The following is a 23,211-nucleotide window of genomic DNA, read 5'->3' on the forward strand; positions in this document are numbered from 1 at the left end:
CCTTGAGCATGGGCACCTGGTCCGGGTGGGCGAACCGGCAATCAGCAATTTCACGCAGGGCCTTGGGATGTGGGGCGTCGGCGAACTCCGCTTCGAACACATAATGCATGCGCTCTGCCGCTTCATGACGCATCAACAAGGTCAGCGACTCTGCCTGCAACCCGGTTTCCTCAAGCAAATCACGCTCCGCTGCCTGCAACGGTCAGTAGGGCACCGAGCCGCTGAGGGCCTCGATCGCCTCGACCAGCTCGTCATAGCCCACCGGTTTGTTCAGGTGCCGGTCAAAGCCGGACTGGCGTGACTTGTACTGGTCGGCGCTGGCGCCATAGCCGGTCAGGGCGATGGCCGGGGTATGGCGAAGGTGCACGTAGCCACGCAGGGCCTTGATCAGCGCATGGCCGTCCATCACCGGCATGCCGATATCGGACAGGATGATGTCGTACTCCTCACCCGCAGCGGCGTCCAGGGCCTCACGTGGCTTGCTGAAGGCATTGACAGTGGCGCTCTCCATTTCCAGCAGCTCCTGCATTACCGCCAGCACTTCTACGGAATCGTCCACCAGCAACACGCGAATTCCATTAAGGCGGCCCTCGCTCAGTAGCTCCGAGCCTTGCTCACGCTGCGGGAGTTGCGTATCGCAAAGTGGCAGGGTGACCTCAAAGGTGCAGCCCAGGCCAAGCCCCGGTGACTTGGCGCGTACGCTACCGCCATGGGCCTCGACCAGTTGCCGTACCAGCGACAGGCCGATGCCCAGGCCCTCGCGGCTGTGGCTGGCCTGTTGCGGCGTAGCCTGGCTGAACAGGTCGAAGATGTGCTCGAGGCTGTCGTGGCTCAGGCCTACGCCATGGTCGATCACCTGCAACCGCGCGTGGTTTTCGTCGTGGCTCAGCACCAGGCGTATCTCATTGCCCGCCGGGCTGAACTTCAGCGCGTTGTTGAGCAGGTTCCAGATGATCTGCTCCAGGCGGGTAACGTCACCTTCGATCATCACCGGCAGGGTGTCGGCGGGCAGCTCCAGGCGTACCGGGCAGGGGTGTTGCTCGCTCACCACCACATCATGGATGCCCTGCAGGAGGGCGAGCAGATCCACAGGTTGGGTCTTGAGCTTAAGCTTGCCGGTCCGAATGCGCGCCACATCCAGCAGGTCGTCGATGATCCGCGCCTGGCTGGTTACCGCATCGCAAATGGTACCAACGGCCTTGCTCGCTGCACTGATGTTGCGCAGCGACGGCAGGCGGCGCAGGATTTCGGCATTGAGCTGGATCAGGTTGAGCGGGTGCTTGAGCTCATGGGACATGACGGCGAAGAACTCGTCCTTCATGTGGTTGTTGCTCTGCGTCTCGGCCAACTGCTTGCTCAGGCGCTCTTCGCCCAGGCGCACGCGCTCTTCGGCGGCATGGCTGCTGCTGATGTCGATGAAGGTCAGCACCGTGCCGTCGATTTTCTGCTCGCTGGAGCGGTAGGGCAGCAGGCGCGCCAGGTACCAGTGATCGCTTTGGCCGCCGATTTCACGCTCGATGATGGCCTCGCCCTGGGCCACGGCGCGGGCATCGTCGGCCAGCGCCGGGTAATCCAGGCAGTGGGTGATGTCGAGCAGGGAACGGCCGGTATCGACTGGCAGGATATTGAAGAGGTCGGTGGCGCGGGGCGTGAACCAGCGAATATGCAGGTTGCGGTCGACGAACACCGTGGCGATCTCGGTGCAGGCGATCAGGTTGCTGAGGTAGTCGTTGACCTTGTCGGTTTCCTCGACCTTGTTCTTCAGCTCGTAGTTGACCGTGAGCAGTTCCTCGTTGATCGACTGCAGCTCTTCCTTGCTGGTTTCCAGTTCTTCGCTGGCCGACCGCAACTCCTCGTTGATGGCCTGCATCTCTTCGTTGGAAGCCGTCAGCTCCTCGCTGGAGACCTCTGACTGCTCGATGGTTTCCTGCAGTTGCAGGCGAGTGCGCTGCAGTTCGCGTTCGAGGTTGTGCAGCACCATGCTGTCGGTCTGGCGGATGACGCCGGGCAACGGCAGGGATGGGTCGGGCGCGCGTTCCTCGAACACCACCAGCAGGCAATCGCTGGCGCTGAGGTCGTCCTTGTACGGCTGCACGGTGATCTCCACCTGCAGTTTGCCCATGGTTTCCGCCAGGTCGACAGGGCGCGAGGTCACCGCCTCGGTCCCCTGACGCGCCTGGAACAAGGTGCTGCGCAGGGCCAGGCGCAGGGGCGGCAGCACCAGGTTGAGCAGGCTGCGGCTCGGTTCGCCACCGGCCAGTTGCAGGAAACGCCCTGCGCCTTCGCTCATGTGCAGGATATTGCCGTCGATATCGACGATCAGGCTGGGCGGCATGCGGCGCGCCAGGGCGCGGTAGTGCAGGTCGGCGAAGGATGGCTTGCGCCCCGGCTTGGCCTTGGCCAGCGTTTCCAGTGGCATGCTGGCGGCAGATGTGCCGGCCAGCTGACGGCCGGAACGGCGGCCGGTATTGCTGGCATCGAGTGCGCGGAAAATGCGGTTGCGTTTGTCCACCGGGGCGAACAGTTCACTGGCCATGTCGGCCGACTCGGACGACCCGAGGAACAGGTAGCCACCCGGGCGCAGAGCGAAGTGGAACATCTGCTGGATGTCACGCTGCACCTCGCGGTCCAGGTAGATCAGCAGGTTGCGGCAGACAATCAGGTCGATCTGCGAGAACGGTGGGTCCGACAGCAGGTTGTGCCGTGCGAACAGCACCTTTTCGCGAACCTCTTTGCGCACCCGGTAATGCTGGTCTTCCTTGAGGAAGAACTGGCGCAGCCGGCTGGGCGGCACGTCGGTGACGATCGCCTCGGGGTATGAGCCACTGCGGGCGATGCCGATGGCGCGTTCGTCCAGGTCGGTGGCGAACACCTGTACCTTGTGCGAGCGCTGCTCCAGTGCCAGCTGCTCGCAAACCAGCATGGCGAGGCTGTACGCCTCTTCGCCGGTGGAGCAGCCGGCCGACCACACGCGTATCTCGTCCGCGCCCTCGGCCGGGTCGCGTTCGCAGACCAGCTGTGGCAACACATGGCGCTCCAGGGCTTCGAACGCTTCGCGGTCGCGGAAGAAATTGGTCACGCCGATCAGCATGTCGGCCAGCAAGGCCCTGGATTCCGCGGGGTACTGTTCCAGGTAATGCAGGTAGGCCGCCAGGTCTGCCTGGCCGGTCACATGCAGGCGGCGCTCGATGCGTCGCAGTACCGTGGCGCGCTTGTAGTGCTGAAAGTCGTGGCCAGTATTGCTGCGCAACTGCAGCAGGATCTCTTCGAGCATCGGCTCGCTGGCCTGGGCATCGCCGACTCGGGTGCCCAAGGCCGGAGGCAGGGTATCGTCTTCGATTTCCGGGAGCCTGACCTGGCGGGCATTGCGCCACAGCTCCAGCAGCTTCTGCGGGATTTCTGCCGCCGGCAGCACCAGGTCGACCATGCCGGTCTCGATTGCGGCACGGGGCATGCTGTCGTACTGGGCGTCGTCCGGTGTCTGCGCCAGGGTCACACCGCCTTGCTCCTTGATCCGCGACAGGCCCACGGCGCCATCGGCACCGGTACCGGACAACACCACGCAGAAGGCGTGGTCCTTGTGCACATCAGCCAGGTCACGGAAGAACAGGTCGATGGCCACGTGGTCGCCACGGCGCCGGTTGGCCGGGGTCACCCGCAGGTAGCCGTCGTTGGTGGACAGGCGATTGGCCGGTGAAATCACGTAGATATGGTTGCGCTCGATGGGCACCGGCTCAGTCACCTGGCGCACCGGCATTTGCGTGGTGTCCTGGATGATGCGGTCGGCGACGCTCTGGTGGTCGGGGGACAGGTGCAGGACCACGACGAAGGCCATGCCGCAATCGCTGGGCATTTGCCGGAACAGCGTACAGATCGCTTCCAGGCCGCCTGCCGATGCACCGATGCCCACCACCGGGAAATCCAGGTGGCTGGGGCTGAGTGCCGGGTTCTGGGGCGAGGCAGGTTGCTTGGGGGACGACTTCATGGACGGAGCCTTGTGCAGACCGGAACGTTCCGCCCTTAGCAGCATCATCGGGCGTGTGTGTGGCGGGATTATAGGCCGTCGCCATGTTATTGAGACCTCTGCTTGCGAAGGAAAGTGCGACCCGCCTGCTTCCGTCACGCAAACCTTTTGCCGGCCCATGTTTGGTGCCACTGGTCAGTTGCCGGCAAAACCATTGAGCAGACTGTGTGATTGGCGGCTCGGAACCAAGGCATGGCAAACATCCATGCGAGCAGCCAATCCATCGCAAGGAGATACCACATGGCGCAGGATCAAGAACGAACCAGCCAGCGCGGCGGCACCAAGGAAACCAACCCTGGCAATTTTGCCAATGACCGGGAACGGGCCTCCCGTGCGGGGCACAAGGGTGGGCAGGCGTCTGGCGGCAACTTCGCCAACGACCGCCAACGGGCATCGGAGGCCGGTCGCAAGGGCGGCCAGAACAGCCACGGCGGGGGCCGCCAACAGTGAGTTGAATGCTTCTGGGCACCCGGTACCCGCAGTGCCGGGTACCGGCCACCTCCTGTGTACCGAGGCTGCAATGGCCTTTGGTACCTGTTGCTCGACATTTTTTTGAATCTTCTGGCCGTACCCCGATCAATCAGGGTGTCATCCATGGAGAAGAGGAGGCCCCTGCGATGCCTGGCCCACAGCTATACATCATTGATTACCAACTGCATGGCAAGCCGCGCAGTTTCATCATTCGTCTGGAGACGCTGGACAACGCCGAGGCCTGGCATTGGGCAAGTTGTGATGCGGGCATCGGCATCATTCCGAAGTTCGGGCGCGAAAAAATCAGGAAAGTCAGCAGGCCGATGGCCGAGCGCTACGGGATTACCGCGGTGAGCTGGCGGGTATCCGGCAGCAAGCCGAACCAGTCGGTGGGGGGGCCAGCGGCGACAATGTGATCCCTGGCCCAAAGCACTGTGTCGCCTGCTTCGCGGGCATGCCCGCTCCCACAGGGACATCACCAGTTCAAGGAGTGCGCCATACCTGTGGGAGCGGGCGCGCCCGCTCCCACAGGGACATCACCAGTTCAAGGAGTGCGCCATACCTGTGGGAGCGGGCGCGCCCGCGAACACCGGCGCAGCCGGTGCCATGCATCGCGTTGGATTCTTCGCGGCTAAAGCCGCTCCTACAGGTACGCGCAGGCCGTCTAGGCACCGGACTCGGGGTCGCTGGCCGGTAAGCCCGGGCGGTTTTCTTCGTCATCAGTCACATTGGGGTCGGCATCCGGGTCATCTGCCCGGTCATTGCGCCGGTCCGGCTCGAGCTCTGGCCAGTCATCCTGTGCGCTGCCGCCACCCATCGCAGTAAACTCTTTCATCTCGCAACCCTCGCTCTCGATGAAAAAAAGGCCCGCGATCAGGCGGGCCCAATACAGGAGTGAGAGGCGAAGCCATTGACCACCCCTCATTGAATGAGAGCGGCAACAGCCAGGGGCGGTCGGTTGGATGTCCACCACCCCTGACCAACGGTACTGTCAGGGCTTCTTCAGCACGAGGGTGAGAATGTCGTAGCTGGCGACCAGCTCACCCAGCTGGTTGGTCACCTCCACATCCCACGCCACCACGCCCTGGGGCTGGCCCAGCGGGCTGGTCTTGCCCTGGTCGATCTTGCGTTTGCAGGTCAGGCGTGCCTGGATGGTGTCGCCGATGCCCACCGGGTTGATGAAGCGCAGGGTATCCAGGCCGTAGTTGGCCAGTACCGGGCCTTCACCTGGCGAGACGAACAGCCCGGCCGCTGCCGACAACACGAAGTAGCCGTGGGCGATGCGCTTGCCGAACTGCGATTGCTTGGCGGCGATCTCGTCGAAGTGCATGTAGAAATGGTCGCCCGACAGGCAGCCGAAGTTGACCAGGTCGGCTTCGGTCACGGTGCGCCGGTGGGTGAGCAGCGACTCGCCGATGCGCAGTTGCTCGAAATAGCGGCGGAACGGGTGTACTTCGGTTTCGATCACTTCGCCACCGCGCACGTATTCACCGGTTACCGCCGTAAGCATGCTCGGCGAACCCTGTACTGCGGCACGCTGCAGGTAATGCTTGACGGCACGCAGGCCACCCAGCTCTTCACCACCACCAGCGCGGCCCGGGCCGCCGTGCTTGAGTTGCGGCAATGGCGAGCCATGCCCGGTGGATTCCTTGGCCGCCTCGCTGTCGAGTACCAGCAAGCGGCCGTGCCAAGCGGCAGCCACTGGAATGGCCTTGGCTGCCACGCTGCGGTCGGCGGTGACCAGGGTCGCCACCAGGCTGCCTTTGCCCCGCGCAGCCAGCGCCAGGGCTTCATCGAGGTCGTCATAGGCCATCAGCGTGCTGACCGGGCCGAACGCTTCGATATCGTGGGCACCGCCTTCGGCATGCGGGTCACGGGCCTGCAGCAAGGTCGGAGCAAAGAACGCGCCCTCGGCTACGCCCTCGCCACGCGGCGCAAAGCCATCGCTGGCGCCGAACAGCTGCTCGCAGCTCTGCAGCAGGCTGCGCACGCGCTCGGCCACATCGTGCTGCTGGTCGTGGGAGGCCAGGGCGCCCATGCGCACACCTTCCAGCGACGGGTCACCGACAACCACCTTGGCCAGCCGCTCGCGCAGGCGCGTGGCAACCGCGTCGATGTGCCTGGCCGGTACGATGGCGCGGCGGATGGCGGTGCATTTCTGGCCGGCCTTGGTGGTCATTTCGCGGACCACCTCTTTGATATACAGGTCGAACTCTTCGCTGTCCGGGGTCACGTCCGGGCCGAGGATGGCGCAGTTCAGCGAATCGGCTTCGGCGGTGAACGGCACCGAGTTGCGCACCAGGTTCGGCGTGACGCGCAACTTGGCGGCGGTGTCGGCGGAACCGGTGAAGGTCACCACGTCCTGGCCTTGCAGGCGGTCGAGCAGGTCGCCGGTGCTGCCGATCACCAGTTGCAGGCTGCCTTCGGGCAACAGCCCGGATGCATTCATCAGGCGCACCACGGCCTCGGTCAGGTAGCTGGTCGAGGTCGCCGGCTTGACGATGCACGGCATGCCGGCCAGGAAGGTCGGGGCGAACTTCTCCAGCATGCCCCAGATGGGGAAGTTGAAGGCGTTGATGTGCACTGCCACGCCGGCGCGCGGCACCAGGATGTGGCTGCCGGCGAAATGGCCCTGTTTGCCCAGCGGGATGGCCGGGCCTTCGTGCACCAGGTTGCCCGACGGCAGCTCACGGCTGCCGATGCCCGCATAGGAGAACAGCGTGGCGTTGCCGCCTTCGATGTCGATCCAGCTGTCGGCACGGGTAGCACCGCTGTGGTGGGACAGGGCGTAAAGCTGCTCCTTGCGCTCGGCCAGGTACAGCGCCAGTGCCTTCAGGCGGGCAGCGCGTTGCTGGAAGTCCATGGCCATCAGCGTGGCCAGGCCACGGGCGCGGGCAAAGTCCACGGCCTCGGCGAAATCCGGGCGCTCTTCGTGGCTGTAGGCCAAAACGTGGCCATCCAGGGCGCTACGCAGGGCCTGGGCGCCGTGCTGGCCAAGCCAGCGGCCGGCGATGAAGCTTTGCAGGGTAGGGGCGGCAGACATGCTGTTCTCCAATGTAGAGGGGGCGCTGTTACCACAGCGCCACGGTGTAGCCGATGATCAGGCGGTTTTCGTCCACGGCGTTGGTCAGGCCATTGCCGGAACGGAAGGTGACGTTGCGCCAGCGCAGGCTGACGTCCTTGAACGGGCCGCTCTGGATGACATAGGTGATGTCGGTGTCGCGCTCACGCTCACGGCCGTTGCTGACGGTGGCGGTCTCGGCGTGGCGGCCATCGGTGTAGCGGGTCATGAAGCTCAGGCCGGGGATGCCCATGGCGACGAAGTCGTAGTCGTAGCGCACCTGCCACGAGTCCAGCCCGGCGCGGGTGAAGGTGTTGTAGGTGACCAGGTTGACGGTGAACGGGTCGCCGCCGTTCACGAACGGGAAGGCACTGTCGCCGGACATCTGCTGCCAGGCGGCGGTGAACTTGTGGGCCCGTACGCCGAGGGTGAACATGGCGTTGAAGTTGCGGTTGTCGATGTTGCCGGCACGCTCGGCGCCGTCGTTGCGGCTGTCGAAGTAGCGCAGGTCGGTGCGCAGGCTCAGGCCTTCGCCCAGCGGGCGGGTATCGATCAGGCCGACGAACTGCTGGCGGTAGATGTCCTCGAGCTTGGCGTAGTAGTAGCTGACGCTGGTTTGCGGGGTGATGGCGTAGCTGCCGCCGCCGAAGTCCAGGTGGTCGCTGCTGGCGGCGCCGTAGCCGATGTCGTCGCGGCCCGAGGAATCACGCAGGTTGGCCTTGGTCAGGCGGCCGGCGTTGAAGGTCAGGCCGGCCAAGTCCTGGCTGGTGAGCAGGCCACCCTGGAAGGTGGAGGCCAGCAGGCGGGTGTCGTTGTACACCACCACCGGCAGGATCGGTTGCAAGGTCCCCTGGCGCAGGGTGCTCTTGGCCACCCGCACCTTGCCGGTCAGGCCCAGTTCGCTGTAGTCGTCGACCGGTTCATGGCTGTTCGGGCCGAAAGGCAGCAGGCCGGTATTGCGCCGGTCGCGGCTGGAGTCGAGCTTGATGCCCAGTTGGCCCATGGCGTCGACACCAAAGCCGACCGGGCCTTCGGTGAAGCCCGACTCCAGCTTGGCGGTAAAGCCCTGGCCCCATTCCTCGGCCTTGGCCTGTGGTGCATTGCTTTGGCGGAAATCGCGGTTGAGGTAATGGTTGCGCAGCTCCAACCGGGCGTGGCTGTCGCCGATGAAGTCTGCCATCGCCGGCATCGGCAGGGCGAGGGTCGCCAGCCAGGCGGCCGAAATGAAGTGCGTGCGGTTCATTGTTGTTGTTTTACCCGACATGGTTGTTCTTCCCTGAGAGTCAGTGCTTGCTGGCGCCGGCGGCGCCGATTCCGGTCATGGAACGGATGAACTGGGCCAGGTAGCGGCCACGTTCCTGGCTGGCGCGTTCGGAGCTGTCAGTGACCGAGAACACCCAGGCGCCGAGGAAGGCCAGGCTCATGGAGAACAGTGCCGGGTTGCTGTAGGGGAACAGCGCCTTCTCGTGATGCAGCACGTTGACCCACACCGCCGGGCCCAGCACCACCAGCAGCACCGCCGAAACCAGGCCGGCCATGCTGCCGCACACTGCGCCGCGGGTGGTCAGGCCTTTCCAGAACATCGAAAGCAGCAGCACCGGGAAGTTGACCGAGGCGGCCACGGCCAGCACCAGGCCAGAGAGGAAGGCGATGTTCTGCGACTCGAACATCAGGCCGAGGATTACCGCCAGCAGGCCGATCAGCAGCGTGGCGATACGCGACACGCGCATTTCCTCCTGCTCGCTAGCTTTGCCCTGGCGCACAACGCAGGCATACAGGTCGTGCGAAACCGCCGATGCACCGGACAGCGCCAGGCCCGCGACCACTGCCAGGATGGTGGCGAAGGCCACGGCGGAGATGAAACCGAGGAACAGGTTGCCACCCACGGCCTGGGCCAGGTGGACGGCGACCATGTTGCCGCCGCCGATGATCGCGCCGGTGGCGTCACGGTAGGACGGCTCGGTGCCGACCATGACGATGGCGCCGAAGCCGATGACGATCAGCAGCAGGTAGAAGTAGCCGATGAACCCGGTGGCATAGAACACGCTCTTGCGCGCTTCCTTGGCATCGCTGACGGTGAAGAAGCGCATCAGGATATGCGGCAGGCCGGCGGTACCGAACATCATGCCCAGGCCGAGGGAAATGGCGTCCACCGGGTTGGACAGCAAGCCGCCCGGGGCCATGATCGCCTGGCCCTTGGCATGCACGGCCACGGCGCTGGCGAACATCGCCTCGGTGCTGAAGCCGAAATGCTTGAGCACCATGAAGGCCATGAAGCTGGTGCCCGAAAGCAGCATCACTGCCTTGATGATCTGCACCCAGGTGGTGGCGAGCATGCCGCCGAAGGTGACGTAGGCGACCATCAGCACACCGACCAGCATCACCGCGTACAGGTAGCTGATGCCGAACAGCAGTTCGATCAGCTTGCCGGCACCGACCATCTGTGCCACCAGGTACATCAGCGCCACCACCAGGGTGCCGAAGGCCGAGGTCAGGCGCACCGGGGTTTGTGCCAGGCGGTAGCTGACCACGTCGGCGAAGGTGTACTTGCCCAGGTTGCGCAGGCGCTCGGCGATCAGGAACAGGATGATCGGCCAGCCGGCCAGTACACCCAGGGCATACAGCAGGCCGTCATAGCCGTTCATGAACATCATTGCCGAAATGCCCAGGAACGAGGCGGCGCTGATCATGTCGCCGGCGATCGCCAAGCCGTTCTGCATGCCGGTCAGGCCCCCGCCGGCAGTGTAGAAATCGCTGGCCGAGCGCGTGCGCATGGCAGCCCAGCGGGTGACCAGCAGGGTGAAGCAGACGAACACCATGAACATCGAGATGGCAGTCCAGTTCATTGTGCGCACTCCTGCTTGACCTTGTCGTTGAGCGGGTCGAGCACGTTGTTGGCGCGGTGCACGTAGATGCCTGTCAAGGCGAAGGACAGCAGTACCATCAGCACGCCCACCAGCATGCCAACGGTGGTCACGCCACCGCTGAGGGACTGGCCGAGGGTGCTGGGGGAAAACGCCACCAGCAGGACGAAGCCGTAGTAGATCACCAGCATGGCCAGGGTCAGGCTGCCGTTGAGGCGGCGTCTGCGCTGCACCAGGTGCTGGAAGTCGGGGTGGTTGGCGATGCTTTCGATGCGTTCGGGTGTCATGGGTTGCGATCTCTGGGTGTTGTAATTGTTTTGTTGAGGTCACGCGGGTGTTGCGCTGTTGCTTAGGGCCTCCTCGCGGGCATGCCCGCTCCCACAGGTGCGGCGGTGTGCTTGAGACTTGTGCTATCCCTGTGGGAGCGGGCGCGCCCGCGAAGCAGGCGACGCGGTCTCAGAGCTGGTCGAAATCGAGCACCACCTTGTCGCTCACCGGGTAGGTCTGGCACGACAGCACATACCCGGCCGCCACTTCGTAATCCTCCAGGGCATGGTTGCTGTCCATCTCCACTTCGCCCTCGATTACCCGGCACTTGCAGGTCGAGCACACGCCGGCCTTGCACGAGTAGGGCAGCTCGGCGCCGATGGCGTTGCCGGCGTCCAGCACGTTCTGGGTGTTACGTGGCAGGTCGAAGGTGAGGGCGCGGCCGTCGCTGATCACGGTGATGTGGCTGAGCGCCGAGTCCACCTGGCGCGCCGCCTCGCGGGCTTCACGACGGGCTTCGCTGCCGGCGGCGGCGAACAGCTCGAAATGGATGCGTTCCTTGGCCAGGCCATTGGCCTGCAGGCTGTCGCGCACCGTCTCGGTCATCGCCTGTGGGCCGCAGATGAATGCAGCGTCCAGGTTGGCAACGTCCATCCAGCGCGAGAACAACTGGCCGCACTTGTCGGCATCGATGCGGCCGTTGTACAGGTCGACATCCTGCTGCTCGCGGCTGAACACGAAAATCAGGTTCAGGCGGTCGAGGTAACGGTTCTTCAGGTCTTCCAGCTTGTCGCGGAACAGTGCGCCAGAGCTGGAGCGGTTGCCGTACAGCAGGGTGAAGCGGCTGTGCGGCTCGCTGGCCAGGGTAGTGGCGATGATCGACAGGATCGGCGTGATGCCGCTGCCGGCAGCCACGCCCAGGTAGTTGCCCTGGCGGGCCGGCTCCAGTGGCACGAAGAAGCTTCCCGACGGCGGCATCACTTCCAGTTGCTGGCCTGCCTTGAGCACGTCGTTGGCAAATGCCGAGAAGCGCCCGCCTGGCACGCGCTTCACCGCCACACGCAGTTCGCCATCCTGCACGGCGCTGCAGATGGAATAGGAACGGCGGACTTCTTCGTTATCCAGTTGGGTGCGCATGACCAGGTACTGGCCCTGGGTGAAACGGAACTGCGCCTGCAGGTGCTCGGGCACGTCGAAGGCAATCGACACCGCATCGCGGGTCTCGTTGCGCACTTGCTTGATGGTCAGGCTGTGAAACTGGCTCATGGCGTTCTCCACGGCTCAAATGCATTTGAAATAGTCGAACGGCTCCAAGCACTCGCGGCAGCGGTAAAGTGCCTTGCAAGCCGTGGAGCCGAACTGGCTGAGCAATTCGGTATGGGCGCTGCCGCACTGCGGGCAGCACACCTGCGGCGCCTCGCCGAGCAGGCTGCGTTTGCTGGCGCTGCCCTGTGGCGGGGCGATGCCGTAGGCGCGCAGGCGCTCGCGGCCCAGTTCGCTGATCCAGTCGGTGCTCCAGGCCGGGGTCAGCCGGCGCTCGAGCAGCGGCGCGGGGAAGCCGGCCTGCTCCAGCGCCTGGCGGATATCCCCTTCGATCACCTCGGTGGCAGGGCAGCCGGAGTAGGTCGGCGTGACGACCAGGTGCAGGTGCCCGGCGCGCCAGCCGAGGTCGCGCACGATCCCCAGGTCGACGACGCTGACCACGGGCACTTCCGGGTCCATGACCTGGGCCAGTACCGCCCAGGCCCGGGCCAGGTCATCGCCGCGTGGCGCGCGGGCGCCACGGTCGCCGGCAATCAGCTCACCAGGTTGCATCGGGGTACGCCCTTGGCAGGAACTGCATCTCGGCCAGCAGCAGGCCCAGGTGCTCGGTGTGCAGGCCTTTGCGGCCGTCCAGGTAGAAGTGGCTGGCGGCCTTGGGCAGCGGCAGCTCGACCGAAGCGAAGGTCACGCCAACCTGCTTGAGCCAGGCTGCGCCGACGGCAGCGGGGTCGGCGGCGACGCCCGCTTGCGCCAGGTGCACTTCATTGTCGCTACCGGCGGCCAGTTCGACGGTGAAGCGCCACAGTGCCGGGATGGCCGCGAGCATGCGTTGGCGGCTTTCTTCGGTGCCACCACCCAGGCGTTGCACCCACTCGCTGGAGCGGCGCAGGTGGTAGGTGACTTCCTTCAGGGCCTTGGCGGCGATACCGGCGATACGCTCGTCGTTCGAGCCGACCAGACCCTGAAGCACGGCGAAATGCCAGGCGTCATAGAAGAACTGCTTGGTCATGGTCACGGCGAAATCGCCGTTGGGCTGCTCGACCAGCAACAGGTTGCGATAGGCCCGCTCGTCACGGCGGAAGGCCAGGGCGTCGGCGTCACGGCCATCATCGAGCAGCTCGGCGGCGTATTCCAGCCAGTTGCGCGCCTGGCCTACCAGGTCGAGACCGACGTTCATCAGGGCCAGCTCTTCTTCGATGGCCGGGGCGCGGCCACACCATTCGCAGAGGCGCTGGCCCTGCACCAGGGCACTGTCGCCGAGCAGCAGCAGGTAGGGGACAAGGGTTTCTTTATGCATGGCCAACCTCACATGTGTCCGACTTCGTCGGGCAGTTCGTAGAAGCTGGCATGGCGGTAGACCTTGTCGTCCGCCGGGGCGAACAGCGGGTCTTTCTCGTCCGGGGAAGAGGCGGTGATCAGTGCCGAGGGCACCACCCACAGGCTGACGCCTTCGCTGCGGCGGGTGTACAGCTCGCGGGCGTTTTCGATGGCCATGGCGGCATCGGCGGCGTGCACGCTGCCGACATGCTTGTGGTTAAGGCCGTGCTTGCTGCGCACGAACACTTCGTAGAGGGTCCAGACAGACATTTTCGATCTCCGCATCAATCGCCGCTCAGGCGGCGTTCTTGTTCTGTTGCTTGCGCGCGTAGGCCACGGCGGCCTCGCGCACCCAGGCGCCGTCCTCGATGGCCTTGCGCCGGGTGGCGACACGTTCCTGGTTGCATGGGCCATTGCCCTTGATCACTTCGTAGAACTCGTCCCACTGGATTTCGCCGAAGTCGTAATGGCCGCGCTCGGCATTCCACTTCAGCTCGGGGTCGGGGGCGGTGCAGCCGAGTAGCTCGAGTTGCGGCACGGTCTGGTCGATGAACCGCTGGCGCAGTTCATCGTTGGTCTGGCGCTTGATCTTCCAGGCCATGGACTGGGCGCTGTTGGGGGAGTGCTCGTCGCTGGGGCCGAACATCATCAGTGCCGGCCACCACAGGCGGTTGATCGCGTCCTGGACCATGTCGCGCTGGGCCTGGGTACCGTGGCGCATCATGGTCAGAAGGATTTCGTAGCCCTGGCGCTGGTGGAAGCTCTCTTCCTTGCAGATGCGGATCATCGCGCGTGAATACGGGCCGTAGGAGGTGCGCTGCAGCACCACCTGGTTGACGATGGCGGCGCCGTCCACCAGCCAGCCCACTGCGCCCATGTCGGCCCAGCTGAGGGTGGGGTAGTTGAAGATGCTCGAGTACTTGGCCTTGCCGCTGTGCAGCTTGGCGATTTCTTCGTCACGGTCGGCGCCCAGGGTTTCCATGGCGCTGTACAGGTACAGGCCGTGGCCAGCTTCGTCTTGGATCTTGGCCATCAGCTGCAGCTTGCGCTTGAGGCTGGGGGCACGGGTGACCCAGTTGCCTTCGGGCAGCATGCCGACGATTTCCGAGTGGGCGTGCTGGGAGATCTGCCGGATCAGGGTCTGGCGGTAGGCCTCGGGCATCCAGTTCTTGGCTTCGATCTTGATTTCGGCGTCGATCTTTTCCTGGAAGTTGCGCTCCTCGGGCGACATCTCTTCCAGCGACTTGACGCGCTTGACTCCGGTTTCCACTAGCTGTGCGTACATGTGTTCCGACTCCTGCTAAGGCATGAGTCATTTGTAAGCGATACAAAACATAACGTCAAACAGTTTTATGTGTATCGAATAAGATTTGTGTATCACTTTGCGGGCCAAGGGGGCTGCTGTGCAGCCCTTTCGCCGGCAAGCCAGCTCCCACAGGAGAGCGGTTGCCCTGGAGATGGACGCTGCCCCTGTGGGAGCTGGCTTGCCGGCGAAAGGGGCGCAAAGCGCCCCCAGCAATCTCCCAGGCAAAAAAAAGCCCCGGACGATGCCGGGGCCGAAAAGGCAGCCGAATGAATCAGCTGGCCAACCGTTTGTCGAACACGTGGCAGGCCTTGCCCTCGGAACGCTTGAGCGTGCCGCAGGGCTGCAGGCGCACCTGGGTGCTGATGCCGATATAGGTCTTGATCTGCTTGGTCAGCTCCCCGGTCAACAGCTTGCGCTGGCCTTCATCAAGGTGCTGGCACTCCGCACGCAGTTCCACATGCACCTCGACACTGTCGAGATTGCCATTGCGATACAGATGAATCTCATAAAGCTCGTAAAGCTGTTTTATTTTTAGCACCTGTTCCTCGATCTGGGTCGGGAACACGTTGACCCCGCGAATGATCAGCATGTCATCGCTGCGGCCGGTGATCTTGCCGATCCGCCGCATTGGCCTGGCGGTACCGGGCAGCAGGCGAGTGAGGTCGCGGGTGCGGTAGCGCACCATGGGCAGCGCTTCCTTGCTCAGCGAGGTGAACACCAGTTCGCCCAGTTGGCCGTCCGGTAGCACCGCACCGGTGACCGGGTCGATGATCTCGGGGTAGAAATGGTCCTCCCAGATGGTCGGGCCATCCTTGGTCTCGATGCATTCCATCGCCACACCAGGCCCCATGATTTCCGACAGGCCATAAATGTCGAGGGCATCGATGCCCAGCCGTTGCTCGATAGAGCGGCGCAGCTCGTCGGTCCACGGCTCGGCGCCGAATATGCCCAGGCGCAGCTTGAGGTCTTGCGGGTCGATGCCCTGGCGCTCGATCTCGTCGGCTAGGTTGAGCATGTAGGAGGGGGTGACCATGATGATGTCGGGCTGGAAGTCGCGAATCAGCTGCACCTGCTTCTCGGTCTGGCCACCGGACATGGGGATCACCGTGCAGCCCAGGCGCTCGGCACCGTAATGCGCGCCAAGCCCGCCGGTGAACAGGCCGTAGCCGTAGGAGACATGCACCTTGTCCCCCTTGCGCCCACCCGCGGCACGGATCGAGCGGGCGACCACATTGGCCCAGGTGTCGATGTCGTTCTGGGTGTAGCCCACCACCGTCGGCTTGCCGGTGGTGCCACTGGAGGCGTGCAGGCGCACCACCTCTTGCTGGGGCACGGCGAACATGCCGTAGGGGTAGTTGTCGCGCAGGTCGTTCTTGCCGGTGAAGGGGAACTTCGCCAGGTCTTCCAGGCACTTGAGGTCGTCGGGGTGAGCGCCGCACTCGGCAAACCGCTGGCGGTACAGCGGCACGTTGTCGTAGGCGTGCTGCAGGCTCCAGCGCAGGCGCTCCAGCTGGTGCTGGCGCAGGGCGTCGACACTGGCGGTTTCCATCGGGTCCAGCAGGGCACGATCGGCATCATGGTACATGTTCATGGCTTCACTCGAATTGTTCTTGTACGCCGCGCGGTACCGGTTGCAGGCCGCGTGGTGAGTGTCATGGAAGCAGCATATACGGCTGCGTTCGGTTCGGTAACAAGCCGATGGTCTGAGCCGCTCAGAGGCGTTCGATGACCATCGCGATGCCTTGGCCAACGCCGATGCACATGGTGCACAGGGCGTAGCGTCCGGCGGTTTCTTCCAGCTCGTGCAACGCGGTGGTGACCAGGCGTGCACCGCTCATGCCCAACGGGTGGCCCAGGGCGATGGCACCGCCGTTGCGGTTGACCCGCGCGTCGTCGTCGGCCAGGCCGAGCTCGCGCAGTACCGCGAGGCCCTGGGCGGCAAAGGCCTCGTTGAGCTCGATGACGTCCATGTCGGCCAGCGACAGCCCGACAAGCTCCAGCACCTTGCGGGTAGCCGGCACCGGGCCGATGCCCATCAGCCGTGGTTCGACCCCGGCCACCGCCATGCCGACGATGCGGCCGCGAGCCTTCAGGCCATGGCGGCGAGCGGCGGCGCTACTGGCGAGCAGCAGGGCGCAAGCGCCATCATTGACCCCGGAAGCATTGCCAGCGGTGACGCTACCGCCCTCACGGAACGGGGTACCCAGCCTGGCCAGTTGCTCGAGGGTGGTGTCGCCGCGGGGATGTTCGTCGTGCTCGACCACTTTGGCCGGGCCTTTGCGTTGCGGGATCTCGACCGGCACGATTTCCCGTGCCAGGCGCCCGCGTGCCTGGGCGGCAGCGGCCTTGTGCTGGCTACGCAGGGCAAAGGCGTCCTGGTCGGCGCGGGAAATACCAAACTGCTGCGCAACGTTCTCGGCCGTTTCCGGCATCGAGTCGGTGCCGAAGGCCGCCTTCATCAGCGGGTTGACGAAACGCCAGCCGATGGTGGTGTCGAACAGTTCGGCCGCACGGCCGAACGCCTGCTCCGCCTTGCCCATGACGAACGGCGCGCGTGACATCGACTCCACGCCGCCGGCCAGCATCAGCCCGGCTTCGCCGCAGCGCAGGGCGCGGGCTGCATTGCCGATGGCATCCAGGCCGGAGCCACACAGGCGGTTGATGGTGGTGCCCGGCACTTCGATCGGCAACCCGGCCAGCAAGCTGGCCATGTGCGCGACGTTGCGGTTGTCCTCGCCAGCCTGGTTGGCGCAGCCGAGGATGACGTCGTCGATGGCTTTCCAGTCCAGTTCGGGGTGGCGCTGGATCAGGGCCTTGAGCGGGATGGCGGCCAGGTCATCGGCGCGCACGCCGCTCAAGGCGCCGGCATATCGGCCGATGGGGGTGCGCACGGCGTCGATGATCAAGGCATCGGCTTGGGTGTGTTCAGTCATCTTGCGTCTCCTGCGCCAGCACGGTGCCGCGCACTTTGTAGGATTTGCCATGGAACATCGCCACCAGCTCACCGCGCTGGTTCTCGATGCGGACGTGGTACAGGCCGGTGCGGCCCTTGCGGCTGACCTCGCTGGCGCGAGCGGTAAGCACGTCATCGCGCAGCGCCGGGGCCAGATAGTCGATGCTGCAGCCCAGGGCGACGGTGGCCTGGTCGTGACTGTTGCAGGCGAAGGCAAATGCCGAGTCGGCCAGGGCGAACAGGAAGCCGCCATGGCAGGTGCCATGCCCCTGAATCATGTCGGCGCGTACCGGCATGCGCAGGCACGCCTGGCCCGGGCCGGCTTCCAGCAGGCGGATGCCCAGGCCCTGGGTGGCCTGGTCGCGGGCGTACATGGCCTCGGCACAGGCTTGTGCCAGTTCGACTTCAGTCATGCAGGGTGCCTCCTTTGGCTTCGCAGCGGCGTAACAGCAGGGAAGGGCGGTAGCGGCTCTCGCCGTAGCTGCGCTGCAGGTTGTCGAGCACGCGCAGGGTGTGGGGGATGCCGAGGTTCGCGGCCCAGGCCAGCGGGCCGCAGGGGTAGTTGACGCCGGCGCGCATGGCCAGGTCGATGTCGGCGGCGCTGCCGACACCTTGCAGCACGGCATCGGCGGCCTCGTTGGCGAGCATCGCCACGGTACGCAGCACCACCAGGCCGGGCAGGTCGGCGACCGCCGTTACCTTCAGGCCGGCACGCCGCAGCAAGGCCACCGCCTGGTCGCGAGCGTTGTCGCTGGTGTCGGCCGACCAGCTGATGGCGAGGCGGGTGGCGGTGGTGTAGTCCAGGGCCAGGTCGAGCAGCACCAGATTGCGCAGGCCGTCTTCCCGGGCGCGCTGGCTGGCCAGACGGCCATCGGACAGCGCCAGGGTGGCATCGCCTACCTGGATCAGGCCGCTGCCGGCGCGTTGGGTCACGGCGACGCCGCTTTGGCGCAGGCGTTCGGCCAGCGGCTGCATCACCCCCAGGTCGCCTTCGACGACGCAGGCATCGACTATGGCGGGGCTATGCAGTTCGGCTGGCTGCGGGCGTTCGGCGCCCTCGGCATAGCTATAGAAGCCTTGGCCGGTCTTGCGCCCGAGTCGGCCCGCGTCCACCAGTTCTTTTTGCACCAGCGAAGGCTGGAAGCGGAAGTCGCCATAGAACGCATCGAAGACCGAACAGGTGACGGCGTAATTGACGTCGTGGCCGATCAGGTCGGTGAGTTCGAACGCGCCCATGCGGAAACCACCGGCATCACGCAGCAGCGCATCGAGGCTGGCGCAATCGGCTGCGCCTTCCTGCAGCAGGCGCAGGCTTTCGGCGTAGAACGGCCGCGCCACGCGGTTGACGATGAAGCCCGGCGTGGAGCGCGTGTGCACCGGCTGCTTGCCCCAGGCCTGGGCGGTGGCATGAATGCACGCGGCAACGGCCGGGGCGGTGGCCAGGCCCGAGACCACTTCGACCAGGGCCATCAGCGGCGCTGGGTTGAAGAAGTGCATGCCAACCACCTGGTGCGGGCGTTGCAGCCCGGCGGCGAGGCTGGTGATGGACAGCGACGAAGTGTTGCTGGCGAGGATGCAGTCGGTGGCGCACAAGGCTTCCAGCTGGCTGAACAGCGCCTGCTTGACCTGCAGGTTCTCGACGATGGCCTCGATCACCAGGCGAGCATCGGCCAGGGCTTCGAGGGCGTCTACCGGGCACAGCCGGGCGCTGATGGCTTCCCGATCGGTAGCCTGCAACTTGCCTTTTTCCACCAGGCGGGCAAGTTGCCGGTCTATGCCGGCCACCGCCTGGGCGGCAGCGCCCGGGCGGTTGTCGTAGAGCTTTACAGGGTGGCCGGCCTGGGCCGCAACCTGGGCGATGCCTGCGCCCATGGCGCCTGCACCGATCACCGCCACCTGGGTATTGCTTGCGAGTACGCTCATGATCAACGCCCCTTGAATGCCGGCGTGCGCTTGTTCATGAAGGCACTCACGCCTTCGCGATAGTCCTCGCTGCGCCCGGCCAGGCGCTGCAGGTCGCGCTCCAGCTCCAGCTGTTCATCGAAACCGTTGTCGAAACTGGCGTTGAGGCTGCGCTTGATCAGGGCCAGGCCGTAAGTGGGCTGGGTGGCGAGCTGGCGGGCGAGGGTGAGGGCTTCGTCGCGCAGCGCGGCATCGTCCACCACGCGGTGGATCAGCCCCCATTGCTGAGCCTGTTCGGCGCCCAGGCGCTCGCCCAGCATGGCCAGAGCCTTGGCCCGTGCCATGCCGACCAGGCGCGGCAGCAGCCAGGTGCCGCCGGAGTCGGGTACCAGGCCGATCTTGCAGAAGGCCTGGATGAAACTGGCCGAGCGGGCGGCCAGCACCAGGTCGCAGGCCAGCGGGATGTTGGCACCGGCGCCTGCAGCCACGCCGTTCACCGCACAGATCACCGGCAGCGGCAGGTCGCGCAGGGTGCGCACCAGCGGGTTGTAGAACTTGTCGATCGATTCGCCCAGGTCCGGCATCTCGGCGCCCGGGGCGACGTTGCGATCGGACAGGTCCTGGCCGGCGCAGAAACCCCGGCCTTCGGCAGTCAGCAACAACACCCGGGCTTCGCTGCTCTGGCGTACTTGCTTGAGCGCCTCGCGCACTTCCAGGTGCATGGCGGTATTGAAGCTGTTTAGCTGCTCGGGGCGATTCAAAGAGAGGAGGGCGACGCCGTCCTCGATGGAAAACAGGATGTGCTGGAAAGTCATGACAGACTCGCTCCGTCAGTCGAGGGAAAGATGATCAGCGGCCCTGGAAGCGGGCCTGGCGTTTTTCCTGGAAGGCACGGATACCTTCGTCGCGGTCGGCGGTGCCGGCCAGCAAGGTGAAGGCATGGCGTTCGAAACGCAGGCCGCTGGCCAGGTCGGTATCGCCGGCCTTGAGCAACGCTTCCTTGGCCAGGCGCACTGCCAGCGGGGCCTTGGCGGCGATGCTGCGGGCGATGTGCAGGGCGCGTTCTACGGTGAGTTCCGGCTGGGTGATTTCGCTGACCAGCCCGGCCTGCAATGCATGAGGGGCGGTGATGGCTTCACCGGTCAGCACCATTTGCATGGCCAGCGGCTTGCCTACTGCCCGCAGCAGGCGTTGGGTGCCACCGGCACCGGGGATGATGCCGAGGTTGATTTCCGGCTGGCCGAAACGGGCGTCGCTGCCGGCGATGACGATGTCGGCACACATCACCAGTTCGCAGCCGCCACCCAGGGCGTAGCCGTTGACGGCGGCGATCAGTGGCTTGGCGAAGCCGGCGATGCTTTGCCAGTGGGCCACCCGGGGGTCGTTGAGGATGCCGACCAGGTCGCGCTCGGCCATCTCGCGGATATCGGCGCCTGCGGCGAATGCCTTGCGGCTGCCGGTGATGACCACCGCGCGGGTCTGTTCGTCTTGCCCGGCCGCTTCCAGCGCTGCGGCCAGCTCTGCCAGTAGCTCGGTGCACAGGGCGTTGAGCGCCTCGGGCCGTTGCAGGGTAATGAGCTGGACGCCGTGTTCAGGCGCCTGCACATCGAGATATCGCGGCATGTCGGGTTCCTCTGGCTGCACGCACGGCACATCGTGGGGCCGGCATTTCTTGGAATTGTTTGCAGGGGCGTGATGCGGGGATCACGTCCAGGTGGAACCAGTATATGCATTACGCGATACGTTTATGCAAGGTACAAAATTGTTTCCTGTATCTCTTTTATCGGTGGTGACAACTGCCTTAGCAAACATTTTTATGATGTTGAATCAGTTCATCACCTTGTAATCAAGGCATGACGCTGAATTTATTGGAACGCGACGACCCCGGAAAAAGCGATACACGACCATGTCAATTGACGCACCATAAAATTGTGATACAAGATCAAGGCGCATTTGAAATCATTTCAGGAGCTTTGCCATGCCTTGCTATCGACTGGACGGCCTGACGCCCGTGGTTCATCCGACAGCCTACGTGCACCCCAGCGCCGTGCTGATTGGTGATGTCATCGTCGGCCCTCGGTGCTACGTCGGCCCACTGGCATCACTAAGGGGGGATTTCGGCCGTATCGTGCTGGAGGAGGGCGCCAACCTGCAGGACACCTGCGTGATGCATGGTTTCCCGGGTGGCGATACGGTGGTCGAACGCAACGGGCATGTCGGGCATGGCGCCGTGCTGCACGGCTGTCGCGTGGGCGAAGATGCCTTGATCGGGATGAACGCGGTGCTGATGGATGGTGCCCATGTGGCACCGCGCTGCATCGTCGCGGCCACGGCATTCGTCAAGGCGGGTTTCGAATGTGCGGCACAAAGCCTGGTGATGGGCTCGCCAGCTCAGGTCAAGCGCCCACTGACCGAACAGGAACTGGCCTGGAAGCAACGTGGCACGGCGGAGTATCAGCACCTGGCGCAACGCTGCATGAACAGCATGGTCGAATGCCCGCCACTGACCGAGGTCGAGCCCGAGCGCCCACGCATGGAAGACACTGGCGTCAGACCCAAAGGCCAGGCATCGGCATGAGCCTGGCAGCGTCACGCAATGGTCAGGCGGCCCGCCGCGCAGGTATAGTCGGTGCTTTAACCGCGCACAGTTCGCCCATGAGCAATCTCGCCCCACTGAACAACCTGATCACCCGCTTCCAGGAACAGACGCCGATCCGCGCCAGTTCCCTGATCATCACTTTGTACGGCGACGCCATCGAGCCCCACGGCGGAACCGTCTGGCTGGGTAGCCTGATCAACCTGCTGGAGCCGATCGGCATCAACGAGCGCCTGATCCGCACATCGATCTTCCGCCTTACCAAGGAAGGCTGGCTCACTGCCGAAAAGGTTGGCCGCCGCAGCTACTACAGCCTGACAGGTACCGGCCGCCGGCGTTTCGAGAAGGCCTTCAAGCGGGTCTACAGCCCCAGCCAGCCAGCCTGGGACGGTGCCTGGACACTGGTTTTGCTCTCGCAACTGGAGGCCGGCAAGCGCAAGGCTTTGCGTGAAGAGTTGGAGTGGCAGGGCTTCGGGACCATGGCGCCGAACCTGCTGGGCTGCCCACGGGCAGACCGCGCCGACCTGGCCGCCACCTTGCGTGACCTGGAGGCGAGCGACGACAGCATCGTCTTCGAAACCCACACCCAGGAAGTGCTGGCATCCAAGGCCATGCGTGCCCAGGTGCGGGAAAGCTGGCGCATCGACGAACTGGGGCAGCAGTACAGCGAGTTCATCCAGCTGTTCAGGCCGCTATGGCAAGGTTTGAAAGAGCAGCAACAACTTGATGCACAGGATTGCTTCCTGGCGCGTACGCTGCTGATTCACGAATACCGCCGGCTGCTGCTGCGCGACCCGCAACTGCCGGACGAGTTGCTGCCGGGGGATTGGGAGGGAAGGGCCGCGCGACAGTTGTGCCGTAACCTCTATCGGCTGGTGTTTGCCAAGGCGGAAGAATGGCTGAACGCAGCGCTGGAGACGGCTGATGGGCCGTTGCCGGATGTGAATGAAGGCTTTTACAGGCGTTTTGGCGGGCTTGTTTGAGGATTGGGTGCAGAGGCGGGTTATATATAACTACGCTAAATGAGTAGTATTGGTATCACCTAAAACTATACTAAGTACACTAGATTAGGGTGAAACCTAGCTCCACCCTCCCCTTAAAAATCAAGGTGTTGACATCTATCTCCCCTTAAAAATCAAGGTGTTGACATCTATAGGTGTACTATCTGTACCATCCGCACCTTTTTG

At 64.5% G+C, this 23,211-nt stretch carries 20 protein-coding genes and 2 pseudogenes; 4 read left to right on the forward strand and 18 right to left on the reverse strand.

The features are described 5' to 3' along the window. Both ACLCGK_RS32905 and ACLCGK_RS32910 read right to left on the reverse strand, forming a co-directional pair. A pseudogene (locus ACLCGK_RS32905) lies at positions 1–202 on the reverse strand (NUDIX domain-containing protein); the annotation flags it as partial. Next, entirely contained in the window at positions 203–3,985 is a 3,783-nt protein-coding gene (locus ACLCGK_RS32910; RefSeq protein WP_410953547.1) for a CheR family methyltransferase, read from the reverse strand. A 279-nt stretch (positions 3,986–4,264) separates the two neighbouring features. Here ACLCGK_RS32910 and ACLCGK_RS32915 point away from each other — a divergent pair, with 279 nt between their 5' ends. Both ACLCGK_RS32915 and ACLCGK_RS32920 read left to right on the forward strand, forming a co-directional pair. Beyond that, complete coding sequence (locus ACLCGK_RS32915) at positions 4,265–4,474, forward strand: general stress protein (RefSeq protein ID WP_003259459.1); 210 nt, start codon at positions 4,265–4,267, stop codon at positions 4,472–4,474. A gap of 167 nt (positions 4,475–4,641) precedes the next feature. Next, complete coding sequence (locus ACLCGK_RS32920; RefSeq protein WP_054573301.1) at positions 4,642–4,911, forward strand: DUF6555 family protein; 270 nt, start codon at positions 4,642–4,644, stop codon at positions 4,909–4,911. Positions 4,912–5,159: 248 nt separating this feature from the next. Here ACLCGK_RS32920 and ACLCGK_RS32925 read toward each other — a convergent pair whose 3' ends face one another. The 16 genes and pseudogenes from ACLCGK_RS32925 to paaF all read right to left on the reverse strand — a co-directional run bounded on the left by ACLCGK_RS32925 (position 5,160) and on the right by paaF (position 21,051). Then, complete coding sequence (locus ACLCGK_RS32925; RefSeq protein WP_217190475.1) at positions 5,160–5,330, reverse strand: hypothetical protein; 171 nt, start codon at positions 5,328–5,330, stop codon at positions 5,160–5,162. 156 nt (positions 5,331–5,486) lie between these two features. Beyond that, on the reverse strand, positions 5,487–7,538 hold the full coding sequence (gene paaZ / locus ACLCGK_RS32930) for a phenylacetic acid degradation bifunctional protein PaaZ (RefSeq protein ID WP_253153151.1): 2,052 nt from the start codon (positions 7,536–7,538) through the stop codon (positions 5,487–5,489). A gap of 28 nt (positions 7,539–7,566) precedes the next feature. Next, positions 7,567–8,799: an OprD family porin gene (locus ACLCGK_RS32935; RefSeq protein WP_410953552.1), complete on the reverse strand. Its 1,233-nt coding sequence runs from the start codon at positions 8,797–8,799 to the stop codon at positions 7,567–7,569. A gap of 40 nt (positions 8,800–8,839) precedes the next feature. Continuing rightward, positions 8,840–10,408: pseudogene (locus ACLCGK_RS32940) on the reverse strand (cation acetate symporter); the annotation flags it as partial. Next, the gene (locus ACLCGK_RS32945) at positions 10,399–10,707 is read right to left on the reverse strand and encodes a DUF485 domain-containing protein (RefSeq protein WP_410953548.1); all 309 of its coding nucleotides are present in this window, start codon (positions 10,705–10,707) and stop codon (positions 10,399–10,401) included. The pseudogene ACLCGK_RS32940 and the gene ACLCGK_RS32945, both read right to left, overlap by 10 nt. Before the next feature lie 169 nt (positions 10,708–10,876). Next, complete coding sequence (paaE, locus tag ACLCGK_RS32950; protein ID WP_410953549.1) at positions 10,877–11,953, reverse strand: 1,2-phenylacetyl-CoA epoxidase subunit PaaE; 1,077 nt, start codon at positions 11,951–11,953, stop codon at positions 10,877–10,879. Positions 11,954–11,968: 15 nt separating this feature from the next. After that, positions 11,969–12,502, reverse strand: coding sequence for a 1,2-phenylacetyl-CoA epoxidase subunit PaaD (paaD, locus tag ACLCGK_RS32955; protein WP_410953550.1), 534 nt, complete (start codon positions 12,500–12,502; stop codon positions 11,969–11,971). Next, the gene (paaC, locus tag ACLCGK_RS32960) at positions 12,489–13,247 is read right to left on the reverse strand and encodes a 1,2-phenylacetyl-CoA epoxidase subunit PaaC (RefSeq protein ID WP_410953551.1); all 759 of its coding nucleotides are present in this window, start codon (positions 13,245–13,247) and stop codon (positions 12,489–12,491) included. The genes paaD and paaC overlap by 14 nt, the downstream gene beginning before the upstream one ends. 8 nt (positions 13,248–13,255) lie before the next feature. Further along, entirely contained in the window at positions 13,256–13,537 is a 282-nt protein-coding gene (gene paaB, locus ACLCGK_RS32965; RefSeq protein WP_013972614.1) for a 1,2-phenylacetyl-CoA epoxidase subunit PaaB, read from the reverse strand. Between the two features lie 25 nt (positions 13,538–13,562). Then, positions 13,563–14,552, reverse strand: a complete 990-nt coding sequence (gene paaA / locus ACLCGK_RS32970) for a 1,2-phenylacetyl-CoA epoxidase subunit PaaA (protein ID WP_015270325.1) — start codon at positions 14,550–14,552, stop codon at positions 13,563–13,565. A 292-nt stretch (positions 14,553–14,844) separates the two neighbouring features. Continuing rightward, entirely contained in the window at positions 14,845–16,164 is a 1,320-nt protein-coding gene (gene paaK, locus ACLCGK_RS32975; protein ID WP_410953699.1) for a phenylacetate--CoA ligase PaaK, read from the reverse strand. Between the two features lie 121 nt (positions 16,165–16,285). After that, positions 16,286–17,506 (reverse strand): 3-oxoadipyl-CoA thiolase, encoded by a 1,221-nt coding sequence (gene pcaF / locus ACLCGK_RS32980; protein WP_410953700.1) that lies wholly within the window; start codon positions 17,504–17,506, stop codon positions 16,286–16,288. Continuing rightward, positions 17,499–17,939 carry a hydroxyphenylacetyl-CoA thioesterase PaaI gene (paaI, locus tag ACLCGK_RS32985; RefSeq protein WP_013972610.1) on the reverse strand — a complete coding sequence of 147 codons (441 nt, stop codon included), beginning with the start codon at positions 17,937–17,939 and terminating at the stop codon, positions 17,499–17,501. The genes pcaF and paaI overlap by 8 nt, the downstream gene beginning before the upstream one ends. Then, positions 17,932–19,449, reverse strand: a complete 1,518-nt coding sequence (gene paaH, locus ACLCGK_RS32990; protein WP_410953701.1) for a 3-hydroxyacyl-CoA dehydrogenase PaaH — start codon at positions 19,447–19,449, stop codon at positions 17,932–17,934. The genes paaI and paaH overlap by 8 nt, the downstream gene beginning before the upstream one ends. Before the next feature lie 2 nt (positions 19,450–19,451). Further along, the gene (gene paaG / locus ACLCGK_RS32995; RefSeq protein ID WP_015270321.1) at positions 19,452–20,243 is read right to left on the reverse strand and encodes a 2-(1,2-epoxy-1,2-dihydrophenyl)acetyl-CoA isomerase PaaG; all 792 of its coding nucleotides are present in this window, start codon (positions 20,241–20,243) and stop codon (positions 19,452–19,454) included. A gap of 34 nt (positions 20,244–20,277) precedes the next feature. Continuing rightward, entirely contained in the window at positions 20,278–21,051 is a 774-nt protein-coding gene (paaF, locus tag ACLCGK_RS33000) for a 2,3-dehydroadipyl-CoA hydratase PaaF (RefSeq protein ID WP_410953702.1), read from the reverse strand. A 355-nt stretch (positions 21,052–21,406) separates the two neighbouring features. On the opposite strand from paaF, the gene paaY reads away from it, so the two are divergent. Both paaY and paaX read left to right on the forward strand, forming a co-directional pair. Further along, positions 21,407–22,006, forward strand: a complete 600-nt coding sequence (gene paaY, locus ACLCGK_RS33005; RefSeq protein WP_410953703.1) for a phenylacetic acid degradation protein PaaY — start codon at positions 21,407–21,409, stop codon at positions 22,004–22,006. A 77-nt stretch (positions 22,007–22,083) separates the two neighbouring features. After that, positions 22,084–23,007 carry a phenylacetic acid degradation operon negative regulatory protein PaaX gene (paaX, locus tag ACLCGK_RS33010; RefSeq protein ID WP_015270318.1) on the forward strand — a complete coding sequence of 308 codons (924 nt, stop codon included), beginning with the start codon at positions 22,084–22,086 and terminating at the stop codon, positions 23,005–23,007. Positions 23,008–23,211: the final 204 nt, after the last annotated feature.

Source organism: Pseudomonas sp. S1(2024) (genome assembly GCF_046557535.1).